Below are 17,727 nucleotides of genomic sequence, written 5' to 3' on the forward strand. Positions count from 1 at the left end.
ATAGAAAGCCTCTCGTTAGGGAGAGGTGGCCTGCCGCCGTGGATATTGCGGACAGGCCCGGAAGTCAAGAATGATGTGTCGTTTCCGGAAAGATTTTTGGCGTTGAGAGCATTGCTAGGGTCGATGCCGTCTCGCCTACCACAAAGACAGACGCAAGCCGGCGCGGATTTCGTGGCGGCCGAGGCCGTCGTCCATGCCGTCGATATCGCTGCCGTTGAACATGTCGCCGTCGGTGATCTGCGAATAGCGGTAGCCGACGTCCAGTTTCAGCTGCTCGGTCATATTGTAGGAAACGCCTGCCATCAACGCGTAGGTCAGGCGCCAGCTGCTTTCGCCGTCAAAGGTCTGATTGACCGGCCCAGCACCGGAGCAACCGGCTGCGCCCGGCACGCAGCTGGTGCGCAACGCGATATCGTTCCAGCGAAGCTGCGTCACGCCGAGACCGGCGCCGACGTAAGGGGTCAAGCCGGCCACCGTCGCGAGATCGACATAGCCGTTCGCCATCAGGCCAATCGCCTTATAGTCGGCATTGAGGCCGCCGGCGCAAGATGTCCCGGCAGCTTCACCGTCGCAAGGAATGTTCGCCTGGCCGCTTCCCCGGACGTCGCCTTCGAAATAATCGCCGGTCAAATCCGCCCGGAACATATCATTGAACTGATAGCCGGCGCCAAGGGTCCCGGAAAAAGGTTGGTCGAAGTCATTGTCAAAGGACGCGGAGTTGGTCGCACCCGTGCCGGCATCGAACAGGCGCAGCGATGGGTCGCCGCCTCGCGTCCATCCGGCGTAACCGAGATCGCCCCGCAGATAGAACCCCTGACCCACAGTCTCCATGGGTGAGATGCTGACTTCCGGCGCTTCGAGAAGATCTGCAGCCATCGCCTGCCCACCGGCAAACAGCAGGATCAGTGCAGATGCATTGAGGAGAGAAAGCCGCAACTTCATTTTGCTGTCCTTGAAAAATGATAACGGCGACCGGAACTTCCGTCGCCCGTGTTAATATGCTCCCATCATCGCATCCGCCGGTTAACCTCAGGTTAAGCATGCTCCTTAACCAAACGGGTCCGCAAAACTGAAAAGGCCGCCCGGAAACCGGACGGCCTTTTGCAGATGGGAAGCGCGGCGCGCTTACTTGTAAACGATTGGCTCAGCCGGCGGGACGTAAGCTTCGGCACATCCACCGAAGGAGTAACGCAGACCGGCGCGGGCTTCATGGAGATACATGCCCTTGTCTGAACCCGGGCCGCTGTTCTCGTTGTAGCCGAACATGTTGCCGCCAAGCACGTGACGGAAGCGGTAGCCGACGTCAGCCTTCAGATTACAGGTCAGGTCGATCGCCGTACCCGCCATCAGGCCGTATGTGAAGCGCCACTTGCGGCCGCCTTCATGTTCGAAGGTCGGATCGCAATTGCTTGGATTGGCCGTTTCGCAGCTCGTGTTGCGCAGCTTGTCCCAACGGACCTGCGTTCCGCCAATACCGGCGCCGATATAGGGAGTGAACGAACCGTAGGTACCGATATCAACATAGGCGTTGGCCATCAGGCTCCAGGCCGCGATTGCCGAAATATCCCGCGATGTGCAGGCGACGGCGACGCCGCAGCCGCCGGTCGTCGAACCCTCGAAATCGGCATTGCCGAGATAATCGAGCGTCACGTCCGTGCGCAGGTAATTGTTGATCTGGTAACCGACACCGACGCCGGCCGTCCAGCTGTCATCGAGGTCGGCCTCATCGAAATCGCGAACGTAGCGGCCCGGGCCTTGATAGAAATTGGCACCGCGAAGATTGGTGAAGGCGTAACCAACGTCACCGCGCAGATACCACCCACTCGCTTCGACCAGCTGAACCGGCTCTGCGACGGGCTGCTCCATAGGCGGCTCGTAGAGATCCGCAGCAAAGGTCGCGGTGCTGCCGAGCAAAGCTGCAACAACGCCAATCAAAATAGTCTTCATTGCCACACTCCAATACATCTCGCGCTTGGTCAGCCGTTAGACCGGCCTCCAACAAATCGTGTTGATGTGGATCATGGATAGGAAAGGTTAAGGTCTAATTAACTACAAAAATTTACCGTAACTGTTAATAAATCGACTGAACTATTAAGCAACGCTGCCTGCCCCTTAAGCAACGCATAAAAAAAGACCGGGGAAAACCCGGCCTCTTCAAGTCTCGTCTCGCGGGGCGGATCAGGCGACGTTGCGCACGCCACCGATCACGCTGATCAGATCATCGACGATGCGCTCCACCTGGGCCCGGTCGTCGCCTTCCGCCATAACGCGGATCAACGGTTCGGTACCCGACGGACGGATCAGCAGGCGGCCATTCTTGGCAAGCTCGGATTCCGCGTCGGCAATGGCTTGGCGCACGGCGGCGTTTTCGAGCGGCATGCCGGCAGAAACCCGGACATTCTTCAACACCTGCGGCACGGGGTCGAAGCGATGGCAGACTTCGCTGACGGTTTTGCCCTGGCGCTTGACGCAGGCGAGGATCTGAAGAGCTGCGACAAGACCGTCACCGGTGGTGCCGAAGTCGGACAGAACCAGATGGCCGGATTGCTCGCCGCCGACGTTGAAGCCGTGCTGGCGCATGTGCTCGACCACGTAACGGTCACCAACCTTGGTGCGGTGCAGATCGAGGCCGCGGCCGTTTAGGTAGCGTTCCAGGCCGAGATTGGACATCACCGTCGCGACGATGCCATTGCCCTTGAGCACACCGTCATCGGCCCAACTGTTGGCGATAACCGCCATCAATTGGTCGCCATCGATAACCGTGCCGTTCTCATCGACGATCAGGACGCGGTCGGCATCGCCATCGAGCGCAATGCCGATATCGGCCCGCACTTCATGCACTTTCCGCGACAGCGCTGCCGGATGCGTCGAGCCACATTCGAGGTTGATGTTGACACCGTTCGGCTCGTTTCCGATGGTCACCACGTCTGCACCAAGCTCCCAAAGTGCCAAGGGGGCGACCTTGTACGCGGCACCGTTGGCGCAGTCGATGGCGACCCTCAGCCCCTGCAATGTCACATCGCGCGGCAACGTGCGCTTGGCATGTTCGATGTAGCGGTAGATGTCGCCTTCGACACGCTTGGCCCGGCCGATTTCCTGGGATTTCGCGAGTTGGGCGGTCATGTCCTTCTCAAGGAGATCCTCGATCTGTGCTTCGATCTCATCGGACAGCTTGTAGCCGTCCGGCCCGAACAGCTTGATGCCATTGTCTTCAAACGGATTGTGCGAGGCCGAAATCATTACGCCAACATCGGCGCGAAGCGAACGCGTCAGCATGGCGACGCCGGGCGTCGGAATAGGTCCAAGCAGAAACACGTCGAGCCCTGCAGCTGTAAAACCGGCGACCAGCGCATTCTCCAGCATATAGCCGGACAGCCGTGTGTCCTTGCCAATCACCACACGGTGACGATGCGCGCCATTGCGGAAGATGGTGCCAACGGCAATGCCGACCCGCATTGCCAGATCCGGTGTCATCGGAAAAACATTGGACTGTCCGCGGATACCATCCGTGCCGAAATATTTGCGCTTCATAAAAACTCCAATTTTTATCAGGGGTGCCGGCGGCTCACCAAGAGAGCACTGCCGGCGACATCACCCTGAATTCCATCTTAAGCCCAATGGGTCATTTCAAGAAACCGTCGCCGGGGAGCGTCATCGACGGCTGCCCTCCCGCAACTGCGAGGTTTTCAGTTATGCCTGCAGTTGCGCCAAAATCCGACGCATCCTTTTGGGCGACCTCGTTACGTCATGGCATAAATCTTCTGCAACAGCATCCCACCCTATCATCAGAATTCATTACAGCGCGTTACCAAGCCGGAGGCCGGAAAACCAGGAGACACAAACGAAAACCGCCGCGCATCAAGGCGCGGCGGCTCTGTTTCGCTTGTCTACTTCGGTAGATTACTGAGGCTGCGGCTCAAACCCGCCTTCGGCTTCGTCACCCTTACCGACGGACCCGTCTTTCTTGGTTCCGGCCGATGGAACGGCTGAACCGCGATGCGGGGTCGAATCGTCGCCAAGGTCACGGGCAGGCTTCTCGCCGCGGATCAACGCCTTGATCTCATCGCCGGTCAGCGTCTCGTATTCAAGCAAGCCTTCGGCAATCGCAACAAACTCGCTGTGCATCTCGGTAATGATCCGCCTGGCTTCCAGATAAGCCTCATCGATCAGGCGGCGGACTTCGTTGTCGATCTTCTGAGCCGTCGCTTCAGACACGTTCTTCGTCTGCGAAACCGAATGCCCGAGGAAAACCTCCTGCTGGTTTTCGCCATAGGAAACCTGTCCAAGCACGTCGGAAAAGCCCCACTGCGTCACCATTGCCCGGGCAAGCTTGGTTGCCTGTTCGATATCGGAGGACGCTCCGGAGGTGATGTTTTCCTTGCCGAAGGTGATTTCCTCGGCAACGCGGCCGCCCATCATGATGGCAAGACGCGAGACCATCCACTTGTAGCTCATCGAATAGCGATCGCCTTCGGGAAGCTGCATGACCATGCCGAGTGCACGGCCGCGCGGAATGATCGTCGCCTTGTGCAGCGGATCGGCAACCGGAACCTTCAGCGCCATGATGGCGTGCCCGGCTTCGTGATAGGCGGTCAGCTTCTTCTCGGCTTCGGTCATGGCAGACGAGCGGCGTTCCGCGCCCATCATGATCTTGTCCTTGGCGTCTTCGAATTCCTGCATGGTGACGACGCGCTTGTTGCGGCGTGCGGCCATCAGGGCGCTTTCGTTGACGAGGTTCATCAGGTCGGCACCGGAGAAACCAGGGGTACCGCGGGCCAGAACCTTGAGATCGACATTCGGGGCCAGCGGAACGTTACGGACGTGCACCTTGAGGATGCGCTCGCGGCCGTTGATATCCGGATTGGGAACGACGACCTGGCGGTCGAAACGGCCTGGACGCAGAAGCGCCGGGTCGAGAACGTCGGGACGGTTGGTGGCGGCGATCAGGATGATGCCTTCATTGGCCTCAAACCCATCCATCTCGACCAGCAACTGGTTGAGCGTCTGTTCGCGCTCATCGTTACCGCCGCCGAGACCGGCACCACGATGGCGGCCGACGGCATCGATTTCGTCGATGAAGATGATGCAGGGGGCATTCTTCTTGGCCTGTTCGAACATGTCGCGCACACGGCTTGCGCCGACACCAACGAACATTTCCACGAAGTCGGAACCGGAAATCGTAAAGAACGGCACATTGGCTTCGCCGGCAACGGAGCGGGCGAGAAGCGTCTTACCGGTGCCTGGAGGGCCAACGAGCAGAACGCCGCGCGGAATTCGGCCGCCAAGGCGCTGGAACTTCTGCGGATCGCGCAGGAATTCGACGATTTCCTCAAGATCCTGCTTGGCCTCGTCCACGCCAGCGACATCGTCAAACGTCACCCGGCCGTGGGCTTCGGTCAAAAGCTTGGCCTTGGACTTGCCGAAACCCATCGCGCCACGCGAACCTCCCTGCATCTGGCGCATGAAGAACAGCCAGACACCGAGGATGAGCAGCATCGGCAACAACGTGCCGACATAGCTCAGGAAGCCGGACGAACCATCGGTTTCGGGGCGAACCGTCACGGTTACGTTCTTGGCTTCCATGCGCTCGGTCAGGGCGGTATCGATCGCAGGTGCATAGGTCTGGAAGGTCGCACCGCTCTCGGCATAAGAGCCGATCACCTTATTGCCGGTGATCACCACTTCCTTGATGCGACTTCCGTCAACATCCTTCAGGAACTGGGAAAAGGGAACTTCCTTCGATCCAGTCCGCTCGGTCGGCTGCTGGAACATGCTGAACAGCGCGATCAAAAGCAGGGCAATGATTGCCCAAAGTGCAAAATTTCTGAAATTAGGGTTCATCGAACTCCCCGGAACCTCTGTCGCAACCCGCAATGATTTGTGGCTGCATTCTTGCCCCTAACATAGGGTTGCGTGACCGCCTTGCCAAGGCAAACTCAAGACTAACCTGACTTTTCCGTCAAAACATCGTGAACCGGAGGAGCAAGATAGCGGTCACGGCCAAAGAGCGTGGCAATGCTGTTGGCCATCATCAGGTCGAAACACGGCAAAAAGGTGTCGTAAAGGCTGATGTGGGTTTGCACGCAAGGCGTTGGCTGCAAGGGAGCCGCCGCATCGGAAGGAGATGATACCTCAGCCATCGCGGAAAAATAGATGGCGGATTTGACGGCGCGCTTGGCCACCGGTTCGGGCAGGCCTGCGGCAATCAGTCTCGCGCGTAATCCGGCCGTTTCACCCCCTGCATGAACTGCAACGCTGTCCGAACCCGTATTGCTGACCAGAAAGCGGCCATCCCAGAGGGCGCGTTCACCGGGTTGAAGCTCCATTTGTCTCAGCCCCCTCGCCTCGCGGTAGAGATAGAGCCCGGACTTGCGGCGATCGAACACCACCCGCCCTGCCGTCATCCGCCCGCCATCGGCATCTCTCAGAAACGCGGCAAGCCGTACGGCCGTCTCGCGGCCGGGAAGATGATGACGTCCACCGACAACAGCGGCAATGGACATCAGCGCCCGCGCACCATCCGGGCCAGCCATATTCGCCGAGAGTGCAGGATCGACCCGCGCCACCAGCCCTTCGAAACCCTGCACATGCTGGGCAACCAATAGCGCTACCCGCCCGCTCGAGCCAAGCCGGGCTGTGCCGGCGGCAAGGATATCTGCAGACAAAGCCCCATCCCCGTTCAGTGCCTGCCGCACACGCACGCGTTCGAAGCGGCGGTTGCTGTTGCTTGGATCATCAAACCACCCCTCACCGCGCGCCGCAAGAAAGGCACGGATGTCTGCCCGGCATACATGGAGAAAGGGACGCCACACCCAGGCGCGACGGTCAACCAGAACCCCCGCAGCCATCCCCGCCAGACCCGGCGCGTTGGGGTCCGACCGGCTTTGCCGCATGGCAATCGTTTCGTTTTGGTCATCTGCGGTATGGGCCGTGACGATGCACAAGGCGCCCATGCCCTGCGCCGCGTCGGCGAGCAACCCATAGCGCGCTGCCCGCGCAGCTGCCTGAATACCGGTCGCCGGTTTGTCGCCCAGCCATTGGCGGATGGTATGCGGGATGCCTTTTTCGGCGCAGAAGGCCGCAACATCACGTGCTTCCTCTGCAGATTCAGACCGAAGCGCATGATCAACGGTACAGGCGGCAAGTGAAAAAGCTGAGAAGCCGCCGAGCGTTATCGCTTCATGCAACGCCAGAAGCAGGCCTTTTGAATCGCTGCCGCCGGAAACGGCGGCCATAATCAGGCCGGGGGTCTTGAACGTGGAGAGAAATCGTTTTGCCGCATCGATCGCGGCGTGCGGCGCGGCGCGGTCCGCCTCAGCAGGCAAGGCGGCCCTGTTCGCTGGCAACTTTGGTCTTTACCGCCTGCGAAGCCTTCGGATAGCGTTTATTGACCTCGCGCAACGTGGCGCAGGCGGTATCCTTGTTGTCGAGAGCTGCCAGCGACATGCCGAGCTTCAACAGCATTTCCGGCGCCTTCGGCGACTTGCTATAGGCCTGATGGGCATTCAGGAACGTCTTGGCGGAATCGTTGAACTTGCCCTGGGAATACTGCGCCTCACCCATCCAGAAGCTGGCATCTGCGGCTTTTTCGCCCTTCGGGAAGGCGTCGAGATAGCTGCGGAACTCGTTTTCGGCCTGGCTGTAATCGCCGGTCAGAACATGGCCATAGGCCGACTGATAGAGATCGCCGGGATTGTCGAGCGCCGCTGTCTGTTGCTGGCTATCCGGTGTCTGGTTGATGCCCTGATCAGCACCGGGAAGTGTTGATTCAAGGCTCGACGTGTCCTGATTTGCTGCGACGGGATTGCCGTTTTCGTCAAAGACGATCTGGCCGAGCGTCGATGACGGCGCGCCGGTACTGGCACCGGCAACGGTACCCGATCCCAAACCTGCGTTGGGATCGGTTGCCGTTGCCTGATCGGTCGCTGCCGGCGCGGTGCCGGAAGCCTGATCGTTGGTGCGTGGTGTTTCAAGCTGGCTCTTCTTGGTGGAACCAGACTTGCCGCCTTCCAGTTCCTGGAAACGAAACTCGTTGTCCTCTTGGAACTTGCGGATTTGCTCCTGCATCTGCAGAAGCTGGAAACTCATCTCCTCGATACGCCCGTTGAGCGAGCGGATCTGTTCCTCAAGCTGCCCGATGCGTCCAACCTCACTCGACTGGACCTTGAGCAACGGCGCTTTGCCCGGCGATTGGGCTTCGCCGTGAATTGCGCGGTTAAACAGCGCGGAAAGCGGCATGGCGGTCACTGTCTGTCCAAACCCCGCAAAGGCGGTCAGGCCGATCAATCCCGCCACGACAAAATGTTTCATGTCATGTGTCCTGTTTGTATATCCACTCTCACCCAAACCGTTGCAAATCGGTTGACGGATGATTGCCGCACAGTTTTCCAATTGGCCTCAAAAAGCAACGGAGTTCGGTCAAAGTGTGACAAAAAAGAAAGGAACGGCCGGAATGCCTACCCTTTCGCCCATGCGGCGATTGAAACCACGGCACCGGAGAGAACCCTCATGTCAAACCAGGCTCTGGCAAACGTCGTCGGAGACGCGAAACTGGAGTGGATCGAAGGCGGCGGCCACGAACTGCACCGGAACGATTGGCCGCAGATCATCGGAGCGATCGCGGCGCATGCCCCCGCCGCGTGAAATAAAAAAAGGGCCACGTGAAAAACACGCGGCCCTTGGCATTTGGCGAAAAGTCCGGCTGTCACACAGACCAGCAATTACATGCCGGCGCCACCGAGAACCGTGACGGCGCGGCGGTTCTGCGACCAGCAGGAAATGTCGTCGCAGACGGCGACCGGCTTTTCCTTGCCATAGGAAATCGTGCGGATCTTCGAAGCTGAGATACCGCGCGAGGAGAGATATTCCTTGGTCGAAGCGGCACGGCGTGCGCCCAGTGCCAGGTTGTATTCGCGGGTGCCGCGTTCGTCGGCATGACCTTCGACCGTGATGGCGTAGTTCGGGTACTTGGCCAGCCACTGAGCCTGACGATCGAGCGTTGCCTGGGCATCTGCACGGATCGATGTGGAGTCCGTGTCGAAGAAGATGCGATCGCCGACATTGACGGTGAAATCCTGGGTCGAACCCGGGGTCGCCGCAGAATTGGCACCGAGACCGAGATCACCGGCGCTGTTCATCGGCTTCTTGGCGCAGGCGGCAAGTGCCAGACTGGCGAAGAGAGCGATCATGATCGGGTTGCGGGCGATGGATTGCATGCGGCCTGCGGCCTGGGCGTGAATGCGGCTCATGGGCCGGTCTCCTTGGATGGTCTGAATTCAGGGTTGCCAGACTGTAACCGGAAGCGGTTAATCCCATTTCAACGGATATGGTTAACAGTTTGTCAAAATAGGCTTGTGGGCTTGCTAGATCAGTCCTTTGCGGCGAGAAAGCGGCAATTTCGCCTTATTTCCCGCCGCACCGTCACGATGCTATTCGAGGAGGCTATTCAAGAAGCGGCGACCAGGCCGGGTCGGACGCGAAGCCCTTGGTCTGGACCAGCTGCTCGTTATAGCCGGTCAGGTCGATCGAATAGAGCTGCGGGCCACCGGCACCGGCGTTCTGGCGGAAGAACATCAGGACGCGGCCGTTCGGGGCCCAGGTCGGGCCTTCATTGTGGAAGCCGGTCGTCAGGATGCGTTCGCCAGACCCGTCCGGCTTCATCACGCCGATCGAGAACTTGCCGCCCGACTGCTTGGTAAACGCGATCAGGTCTCCGCGCGGCGACCAGACCGGAGTCGAATAGGAGCCGTCGCCGAACGAGATGCGGTTCTGGCCGCCGCCACCGGAGCTCATGACATAGAGCTGCTGGCGGCCGCCGCGATCGCTTTCGAAGACGATCTGCCCACCATCAGGCGAATAGGATGGGGACGTGTCGATTGCCGGCGTCGAGGTCAGGCGTGTCGTGGTGCGCGAACGCAGGTCCATCGTATAGATGTTGGCGTTGCCATCCTGCTGCAGGCTCATGATCACCCGCTGACCGTCCGGCGAGAAGCGCGGCGCAAAGGTCATGCCGGGGAAATTGCCGACCACCTCGCGCTGTCCGGTTTCGAGCTGCAGCAGATAGACGCGCGGCTCGTTGCCCTCGAACGACATGTAGGTGATTTCCTGCTTGTTCGGCGAAAAACGCGGTGTCAGCACGATATCGTTGGAATTGGTGATGCCGCGGGCATTGGCGCCGTCCTGGTCCATGATGGCCAGCTGACGCTTGCGTGCCGTCTTCGGGCCGCTTTCGGCGACATAGACGATGCGCGTGTCGAAATAGCCCTTCTCCCCGGTGATCTGCTCGTAGATCGCGTCGGCGATGATATGGGCGACACGCCGCCAGTTTTCCGGCTGGGTGAAGAACTGCTGGCCTGCCATCTGCTGACCGGCAAAACTATCCCACAGGCGGAATTCAGCCTTCAGACGGCCATCGCCTTCCTGGGTGACGCGGCCGGTGACCAGCGCCTGCGCGTTGATGACCTTCCAGTCTTCAAAGCGCGGTGCAGCATCCGGATTGGTGATTTTCTCGATGAAGGCGCTCTTGGCGATCGGCGCAAACAGGCCGGAGCGCTTCAGGTCGGCTGCGACGACGTCGGAAATTTTCTGGCCCAGTTCACCCTGCAGGAAGTCGGTGATGGCGATCGGGAGGGGCTCGACATTGCCCTTGTTGATATTGATTTCCACACGCGCATGTGCGGGCGCGATCGCCAGAGTGACCATCGTCGCGAGCGCGATCAGAAAACGGAAGGGATTGCGTTTCAACATTGTAACGGAGCCTTTCAGCCATTCATTCATGTGATGTTCTAAAGCATGGCGCTTGGATCGAAATTGACGACCACTTCGCTCCATGAATCGTATTTGTCTGCGGGCAGATTATCGAATGGTGCGGATTTCATGATTGCCCGCCGCACGCTGCCCTCGAAAGTGCGCCGCGCGGCATCCGTTCCGCCGGACGCAACCACTTCAGGCCGCCCGATGATCTCGCCATTCTTGTCGAGCTGCATCGTCACCGTGATCGTCAGGCCTTCGGCACCGGAGATCCCGGCAACAACGGACCAGTTGTTCTCGATCCGCCCCCGCAGCGCATCCATCTCGCTGGCGGACAGCGTATTGCCCGTCGTTTTCTTGGCACCGAGCGAAGCCGTTTCGGTGGACCTCTTCGTGCCGCCACCGGACGAGTCCTGCTTGTTCAAGAGGGCCGACACTTCGTCAGCATCGAAATCCGATTTCATCGCTGTCGATGTCTTCTTCTTTTCCGTCTTGTTCTCTTCATTCTTGCGATCGGGCGTCTTGGCCGTCTGCGCCGGCTGTTCCACCTTGGGCTTTGCCATTGGCGTCGGAACCTTGTCCGGCAGGGCTTCGGCATCCGGATTTTCCGCAGGCTTCTCCTCGGCAGGGGTCTCCGCAGGCTTGGGGTCGGGCTGGACCTCCTGCTTCGGCTCCGGCAGCGAAGCGACCTCCGTCGCAGGTTCCGATGCCGGCTTTTCTTCGGTCACGTCGGGCGTGTCTTCCTTCACCGGTTCGGGTGTCGGCAGCGGCTTTTCTTCAGATTTGATCGCGCCGGTCGATTCCTTCTCGATCGGCTTGGATTCCGGTTTCGGCGGTGTTTTGAGATCGACACTGTTGTCGCCGGTATTTTCACCATTGTTGATTTCGGCCGGCTTTTTTGTTGGAATAGGCGAAGGCTTTTCGGACTTCGGAGCCTTTGCGTCTCCCTGCTGCAACTGGGTCAGCTCTTCGACAGAGACCATATCGACCGGAATGGACTCCATGCTGGAGACCTCGAACGATTTGGGACTGCCAAGCGACACCAGCGCCCAGGTCAGAACCAGGCCATGCAGCACAGCGGATGTGATGAGACTGCTCTTCATCGTACGCGCTCTACTGGCCCTTCTGCGGCTGGGTTACGAGACCGATATTCTTGAAACCAGCTTCCTGAATGCGCGCCATGACATCGGCGATCACGCCGTAAGGCGCCGTCGCATCACCACGCACGAAGATGCGCTCGCTGTAGCCCGTCGTGGCGATCGCCTCGAGCTTTGCTGCGACCTCTTCGACCGGGATCGGCGTTTCCTGCAGGAAGACCTGGCCGTCGCTCTTGACTGAAATGGTGATCGGCTGGGTTTCGGCATTGAGCGCCTTGGCCTGCGTTTCCGGCAGGTCGATCGGCACGCCGACCGTCATCATCGGTGCTGCAACCATGAAGATGATCAGGAGCACCAGCATGACGTCGACGAACGGCGTCACGTTGATCTCGCTCATGACGCCCTTGCCACCGCGGCCGCTACGGCCGCCACGGCGACGGCCGCCACCCTTAGATCCACCTGCTGCTGACATACCCATGGTCTATCTCCGTCTTCGTGCCGCTCAGGCTTTTACTGTGCGGCCGTCACTGTGCCGCTTGGCGCGGCTGCAGCTTTTCATCGATCTGGCGCGAAAGAATGGCCGAGAACTCGTCGGCAAAACCTTCCATGCGGGCCGTCAGCTTGCCGGCATCGGCGGAGAACTTGTTGTAGGCGATAACCGCCGGAATAGCGGCGAGAAGGCCGATTGCGGTGGCCAGAAGCGCCTCGGCGATACCGGGAGCAACAACCGCAAGATTGGTCGACTTCGAACCGGCGATGGCCTGGAACGAGGTCATGATACCGACGACCGTACCGAACAGGCCGACGAACGGACCGGCGGAACCGATGGTGGCGAGCGATCCGAGCCTGGCCTCCAGGGCCTCGGCTTCACGCGACAGGGTGACGTCCATCGCCCGGTCGATACGCATCTGCAGACCGATCGGCGAACGGGCCCCGCGCTCGAACGACTTTTTCCATTCGCGCATGGCCGAAACGAAGATCGCACCCATGCCGGAGGTCGTCCGGTCGGACAGCGTCCGGTAGAGTTCCTCCAAGGATTGGCCGGACCAGAACACCTGCTCAAAGGCGTCCAGCTGGCGGCGGGCCTTGCCGAATTTCAGCGTCTTGTCGACGACGATCGCCCAGGTCCAGATCGACGCGCCGATCAGTCCCAGCATGACCAGCTTCACCACGAAGCCCGCTTGCATGAATAGCGACCACAGCGTTACGTCTGTCGTCGCCGCAGCCAATCCAACCTGTTCCATCGTTCTCAAATCCCCGAATCCAAACGCCCGGCAAGAGCAGTCACATGCTCACAGCCAGGGTGCTCAAACGTCATTGTTGCAAGATTGACCCGGCAGCTGCCGATGACCGGCGTCATGCCGATCTTTAAGCTTCCTGTCTGCCTTCTTGCGTTCAATCTTGGTGAAAGGATGACGTGCACTGCACGAAACCCTAATATGCGCATTAAGACATCATTATGGTTAAGAGAGTATTACTTTGCCGCACTGCAATGTCATCTTTGCCAAGACTTGGCACCGGAACAATTTGCCCCTCGCCGCGTTACCCGGCCATGAGCACCACCACGCCGAAGAAATCGTCCAAACCTCTGTCCCGGCCGCATTTGGATCATCGCGACCGCCTGATCCTTGCGCTTTACGCCCAACTGAAGGCAGAGCGCGAGACGCGTGAAGCGCTGGAATGGGCTATCGAGAACGGTGCCATAACGCCGGACCTGCTGCAGGCCATGGTCGCCGATCCGGTGCCGGTGATTACCAGCGAGGACGTGGCGGCGCTGGAACGTCTGCTGGCCCGCGACACGAACACGACGAATATTCCGCACTAACATCGACACACGGAAAAGGTGGAGCCATGGTATCGCGTGCATTGTGGAAGGGGCAGTTGCGCCTTTCCCTCGTTTCCATCCCCGTCGAAGTGTTCAGCGCCACCAAGACCGGCGCGCGCTTTGCCTTCCGCCAGATCCACGAACCCTCCGGCAAGCCGGTTCACTATGACAAGGTGGTCGATGGCATCGGGCCGGTCGATACCGACGAGATTGTCAAAGGTTATGAGTACGAGAGCGGCAAATATGTCCTGCTCGAGCCCGAGGAAATCGACGCCGTCAAACTCGAGACCAAAAAGACGCTTGAACTCGTTCAGTTCGTCGATGCCTCGGAAATCTCGCCGATCTACTATGACAAACCCTATTATGTCGTCCCCGCCGACGATCTGGCCGAGGACGCCTATCGCGTGGTGCGGGATGCGCTGCGCAAATCCGGCAAGGTGGGGCTTGGCCAGCTGACACTGCGGGGCCGCGAATACATCGCCGCCATCAAACCCTGCGGTGACGGGCTGCTGTTGGAGACGCTGCATTACGCCGACGAGTTGCGCAAGGCCGACCCGATGTTCCACGGCCTTTCCGGTAAAACCTCCGACGAGGACCTGCTGGAAGTCGCAACCGCATTGATTAACAAGAAGAGTGCTCCGTTCGATGCCACCACCTTCAAGGACAATTACTCAACCGCCCTGAAGGAACTGGTGCAGAGAAAGCTCAAGGGCAAGAAGGCCAAGATAGAGGTCGAAGATGAGGAAGATACCAGCAAACGTGGCGACAATGTCGTCGATCTGATGTCGGCGCTGAAGAAAAGCCTCGAAGGCGGCGGCGAGAAGGCCGCGCCCAAGAAAGCTGCCCCGAAGAAAAAAACCGCTTGAGGCACCGCCATGGCCGAGCATCAAGACACCCTTTCCGAATACAACCGCAAGCGCGATTTCACCAGGACTGCCGAGCCGAAGGGTGCGGCGAAACGCGCCAAGGCGGGCAAACTCTTCCTCGTGCAGAAACACGATGCGACCCGGCTGCACTACGATTTCCGGCTGGAATGGAAGGGCGTTTTGAAAAGCTGGGCGGTGACGCGCGGTCCGAGCATCAACCCTGACGACAAGCGGCTTGCCGTGCGTACCGAAGACCATCCGCTCGCCTACGGCGATTTCGAAGGCACGATTCCAAAGAAGCAATATGGCGGCGGCACGGTGATGCTGTGGGATACCGGCTGGTGGGAGCCGGACAATGATCCGGATGAAGGCCTGAGGGAAGGCAAGCTTAAATTCCACATCCATGGCCAGCGCATGCACGGCGGCTGGACTTTGGTGCGGATGAAGCCGCGCAACGGAGAAAAGCGCGAAAACTGGCTGCTGATCAAGGAGCATGACGAGGAAACCGGCGAGGACGGCGAAACCCTTTTGACAGAAAACCTGACAAGCGTGAAAACCGGCCGCTCGATGGAGGAGATCGCGTCCGGCGAGGGGGAAAAGAAAGCCCATGTCTGGGAATCGGCGAAAAGTGCTGCCGCCAACGTCAAGGCTGGTGCCATTGCCGCGGAACCCTCTGAGCCACGAAGTGCGCGGAAACGCACGGGCAAAGCCCCCGCCTTCGTCAAGCCGCAGCTGGCGACCCTTACCGCCGAAGCACCGGCAGGCGACGGCTGGCTGAACGAAGCCAAGTTTGACGGCTACCGTCTGATTGTTGCCATCGGCAAGGACGGCATCACCTGCTTCACCCGTACAGGACTGGATTGGAAGGAAAAATTTCCCGACATCGCCCATGGGTTCGCCGATTTGGATTGCGATACCGCATTGATCGACGGCGAAGCCGTCGCTGCCTCCGACAAAGGCTCGAAGTTTTCCGCTCTGCAGAAGGCGATCAAGACCGGCGGTGAAACGCGGTTCTATGCCTTCGATCTGCTGCAACTCGACGGCAAGGATTTGCGCAAGCAACCGCTGATCGAGCGCAAGAAGGCGCTGAAAGCCCTCTTGGACACACTCGGCCCAAGCCGATCGGTACAGTACAGCGAACATGTCCGTGGCAATGGCGAGAAAGTATTCCAGGCCATGTGCAAGTCTGGGCAAGAAGGCATCATCGCCAAAAAAGCCGATGCCCCCTATCGCGAAGGCAGGGTCGGCAGCTGGCTGAAGATCAAATGCACGAAACGGCAGGAGTTTGTCATCGGCGGCTATTCGCCCTCCGACAAACGCGGCCGCCCGTTCGCCTCGCTCCTGGTTGGCGCCTATGATGGCGGGAAGTTCGTCTATCAGGGCCGCGTCGGCACCGGGTTTGACGAAGACACGATGGCAGACATGGCCAAACGCTTCCTGAAGCTGAAGCGCAAGACGTCACCCTTTGACGCGGTCCCTAAGGAGATTGCCCGTGACGCTGTCTGGCTGACGCCGGAGCTTGTTGCAGAGGTCGATTTCGCCGAGTTTACCGACGATGGTCATATCCGTCACGGGGCTTTTCAGGGCCTGCGTGAAGACAAGGAGGCTTCCGCCGTGACACCAGAAACGAAGAACCCAACACCACCGTCCAGAGCTGCGGTGAATGAAGCGGAAGCACCGGCCGAGCCGCCTGCGGACAAGAAACGTCCGGCGCGCAGGCAGAAGGATGCGGACGGCGACGTGCTTGGTATCCGCATTACCCATGCCGACCGTTTGCTGTTTTCCGATCCGGATATCACCAAGATCGACCTCGCCCGCTATTACGGCGTCATCGCCGATCGAATGTTGCCCTACGCTGCCGACCACCCCGCCTCGATCCTGCGTTGCCCGCAGGGACCAGATCATCAGTGTTTCTACCAGAAACATGCCGGCGACGGTTTCCCCGATGAAATCCATCAGGTTCCCATCAAGGAATCCGATGGCGATATGGCCAATTATCTCTACGTCAATGATGCCAAGGGCTTGGTTGCCGCCGTGCAGATGGGCACGATCGAGTTGCATATCTGGGGCTCGACCATCGACAAGCTCGACGCCGCCGACCGGCTCGTCTTCGATCTCGACCCGGATCCGAGCGTGACGTTCGAGACGGTCAAACAGGCCGCCGTCGCGCTTCGCGACGCGCTGGAAGAGCTTGGATTGAAATCGGTCGCCATGATCTCCGGCGGCAAGGGCATCCATGTCATCGTGCCGCTGTCGCGCCGCGCCCCGTGGGAGGAAGCCAAGGCCTTTGCCAAGGGGCTTTCCGCCAGGATAGCCGACAACGATCCGGACAACTACATCGCCACCATGTCCAAGGCCAAGCGCAAGGGCCGCATCTTCATCGACTGGCTGCGCAACGATCGCGGCTCCACCGCCGTCGCTCCCTATTCGGTGCGCGCCCGCGCCAATGGACCGGTCGCCACACCTGTCGGCTGGGACGAACTGGACGGTCTCGACGCCGCCAACGGGTTTCATATTCCCGATATTCTCAAGCGGCTGGAAAGCGGCACCGACCCGTGGGGCCATGCAAAGGACTGGAAACAGAGCCTGACCAAGGCGATGCTGAAAGCCGTCGAGGCGGACGGCTAAATTCAGCCTTGTTCGAGGAACCTTTTGCCCAGCGTCTCCGGCAGCCGCCGTGGCCGTCCTTGCCCGTTGATCACGGCGATGATCACTTTGGCCGCGATCAGCAGCGTGCCCTCGCGGCGGATTTCCTGTTGCAATATCATCTTCGCGCCGCCGGCCTTTTCCGTTGCCGTGATGATTGTCAGGATATCGTCCATGCGCGCCGGCTGCTTGAAATCGATCTCCATCCGGTGAACGACGAAAATCAGGCCTTCGCTATCCCCCTCGATCGCCAGCGTCGCCTGCTCGACGCCGAGCAGTCGCAGATAATCGGTACGTGCCCGCTCCAGGAAATGCAGGTATCGGGCGTGATAGACGACACCGGAAAAATCCGTGTCCTCGTAGTAGACACGCTGCACAAGCTGGTGTCCGGCATCCGTCAGTTCGCCTGAAAGTGCGATCAAAGTCATTCGCAACCTCGCAAAATTATTCGTTTTCCTGTGCAGGAACCGGACGCCTTTTGCAAGCTTTGCAGGCTTGTCACACTATTCTCCTATCACCGGCGCATGACTTCCATCCCACTGGA

General features: G+C 59.6%; 16 protein-coding genes. 4 read left to right on the plus strand and 12 right to left on the minus strand.

Going from position 1 to position 17,727, the window contains the following annotated elements; all coding sequences use genetic code 11:
* Nucleotides 1-135: 135 nt before the first annotated feature.
* The 6 genes from ACP7E6_RS09980 to ybgF form a co-directional block, all read right to left on the minus strand.
* Entirely contained in the window at nt 136-942 is an 807-nt protein-coding gene (locus tag ACP7E6_RS09980) for an outer membrane protein (RefSeq protein WP_426229637.1), read from the minus strand.
* 183 nt (nt 943-1,125) lie between these two features.
* The gene (locus tag ACP7E6_RS09985) at nt 1,126-1,947 is read right to left on the minus strand and encodes an outer membrane beta-barrel protein (RefSeq protein WP_426229638.1); all 822 of its coding nucleotides are present in this window, start codon (nt 1,945-1,947) and stop codon (nt 1,126-1,128) included.
* Between the two features lie 231 nt (nt 1,948-2,178).
* Nucleotides 2,179-3,531: a phosphoglucosamine mutase gene (gene glmM, locus ACP7E6_RS09990; RefSeq protein ID WP_426229639.1), complete on the minus strand. Its 1,353-nt coding sequence runs from the start codon at nt 3,529-3,531 to the stop codon at nt 2,179-2,181.
* Between the two features lie 369 nt (nt 3,532-3,900).
* Nucleotides 3,901-5,841 (minus strand): ATP-dependent zinc metalloprotease FtsH, encoded by a 1,941-nt coding sequence (gene ftsH, locus ACP7E6_RS09995; RefSeq protein WP_426229640.1) that lies wholly within the window; start codon nt 5,839-5,841, stop codon nt 3,901-3,903.
* A gap of 101 nt (nt 5,842-5,942) precedes the next feature.
* Nucleotides 5,943-7,325 carry a tRNA lysidine(34) synthetase TilS gene (tilS, locus tag ACP7E6_RS10000; protein WP_426229641.1) on the minus strand — a complete coding sequence of 461 codons (1,383 nt, stop codon included), beginning with the start codon at nt 7,323-7,325 and terminating at the stop codon, nt 5,943-5,945.
* Nucleotides 7,315-8,310, minus strand: a complete 996-nt coding sequence (ybgF, locus tag ACP7E6_RS10005; RefSeq protein WP_426229642.1) for a tol-pal system protein YbgF — start codon at nt 8,308-8,310, stop codon at nt 7,315-7,317. The genes tilS and ybgF overlap by 11 nt, the downstream gene beginning before the upstream one ends.
* Before the next feature lie 198 nt (nt 8,311-8,508).
* Between ybgF and ACP7E6_RS10010 the strand changes: the two genes are divergently transcribed.
* The gene (locus ACP7E6_RS10010; protein ID WP_426229643.1) at nt 8,509-8,643 is read left to right on the plus strand and encodes a hypothetical protein; all 135 of its coding nucleotides are present in this window, start codon (nt 8,509-8,511) and stop codon (nt 8,641-8,643) included.
* Nucleotides 8,644-8,720: 77 nt separating this feature from the next.
* Here the strand turns inward: ACP7E6_RS10010 and pal are convergent, their stop codons facing one another.
* From pal to tolQ, 5 genes are all read right to left on the minus strand, one after another.
* The gene (gene pal, locus ACP7E6_RS10015; RefSeq protein WP_426126890.1) at nt 8,721-9,248 is read right to left on the minus strand and encodes a peptidoglycan-associated lipoprotein Pal; all 528 of its coding nucleotides are present in this window, start codon (nt 9,246-9,248) and stop codon (nt 8,721-8,723) included.
* Between the two features lie 193 nt (nt 9,249-9,441).
* Nucleotides 9,442-10,746 (minus strand): Tol-Pal system beta propeller repeat protein TolB, encoded by a 1,305-nt coding sequence (gene tolB / locus ACP7E6_RS10020; protein WP_426229933.1) that lies wholly within the window; start codon nt 10,744-10,746, stop codon nt 9,442-9,444.
* A 38-nt stretch (nt 10,747-10,784) separates the two neighbouring features.
* Nucleotides 10,785-11,852, minus strand: coding sequence for a hypothetical protein (locus tag ACP7E6_RS10025; protein WP_426229644.1), 1,068 nt, complete (start codon nt 11,850-11,852; stop codon nt 10,785-10,787).
* A gap of 10 nt (nt 11,853-11,862) precedes the next feature.
* Nucleotides 11,863-12,324, minus strand: a complete 462-nt coding sequence (gene tolR, locus ACP7E6_RS10030; RefSeq protein WP_113317157.1) for a protein TolR — start codon at nt 12,322-12,324, stop codon at nt 11,863-11,865.
* Between the two features lie 46 nt (nt 12,325-12,370).
* Nucleotides 12,371-13,090, minus strand: coding sequence for a protein TolQ (tolQ, locus tag ACP7E6_RS10035; protein WP_426126885.1), 720 nt, complete (start codon nt 13,088-13,090; stop codon nt 12,371-12,373).
* Nucleotides 13,091-13,398: 308 nt separating this feature from the next.
* On the opposite strand from tolQ, the gene ACP7E6_RS10040 reads away from it, so the two are divergent.
* The 3 genes from ACP7E6_RS10040 to ligD are packed head-to-tail and all read left to right on the plus strand — an operon-like array spanning nt 13,399 to nt 17,165.
* Entirely contained in the window at nt 13,399-13,671 is a 273-nt protein-coding gene (locus ACP7E6_RS10040) for a hypothetical protein (protein ID WP_426229645.1), read from the plus strand.
* Nucleotides 13,672-13,697: 26 nt separating this feature from the next.
* Nucleotides 13,698-14,537 (plus strand): Ku protein, encoded by an 840-nt coding sequence (locus ACP7E6_RS10045; protein WP_426229646.1) that lies wholly within the window; start codon nt 13,698-13,700, stop codon nt 14,535-14,537.
* A gap of 9 nt (nt 14,538-14,546) precedes the next feature.
* Nucleotides 14,547-17,165, plus strand: coding sequence for a DNA ligase D (gene ligD / locus ACP7E6_RS10050; protein ID WP_426229647.1), 2,619 nt, complete (start codon nt 14,547-14,549; stop codon nt 17,163-17,165).
* A 2-nt stretch (nt 17,166-17,167) separates the two neighbouring features.
* On the opposite strand, the gene ybgC is transcribed toward ligD, so the two are convergent.
* Entirely contained in the window at nt 17,168-17,611 is a 444-nt protein-coding gene (ybgC, locus tag ACP7E6_RS10055; RefSeq protein WP_426229648.1) for a tol-pal system-associated acyl-CoA thioesterase, read from the minus strand.
* Between the last annotated feature and the right edge of the window lie 116 nt (nt 17,612-17,727).

Source organism: Pararhizobium sp. DWP3-4, from assembly GCF_049898205.1.
Classification (GTDB): Bacteria; Pseudomonadota; Alphaproteobacteria; order Rhizobiales; family Rhizobiaceae; genus Pararhizobium.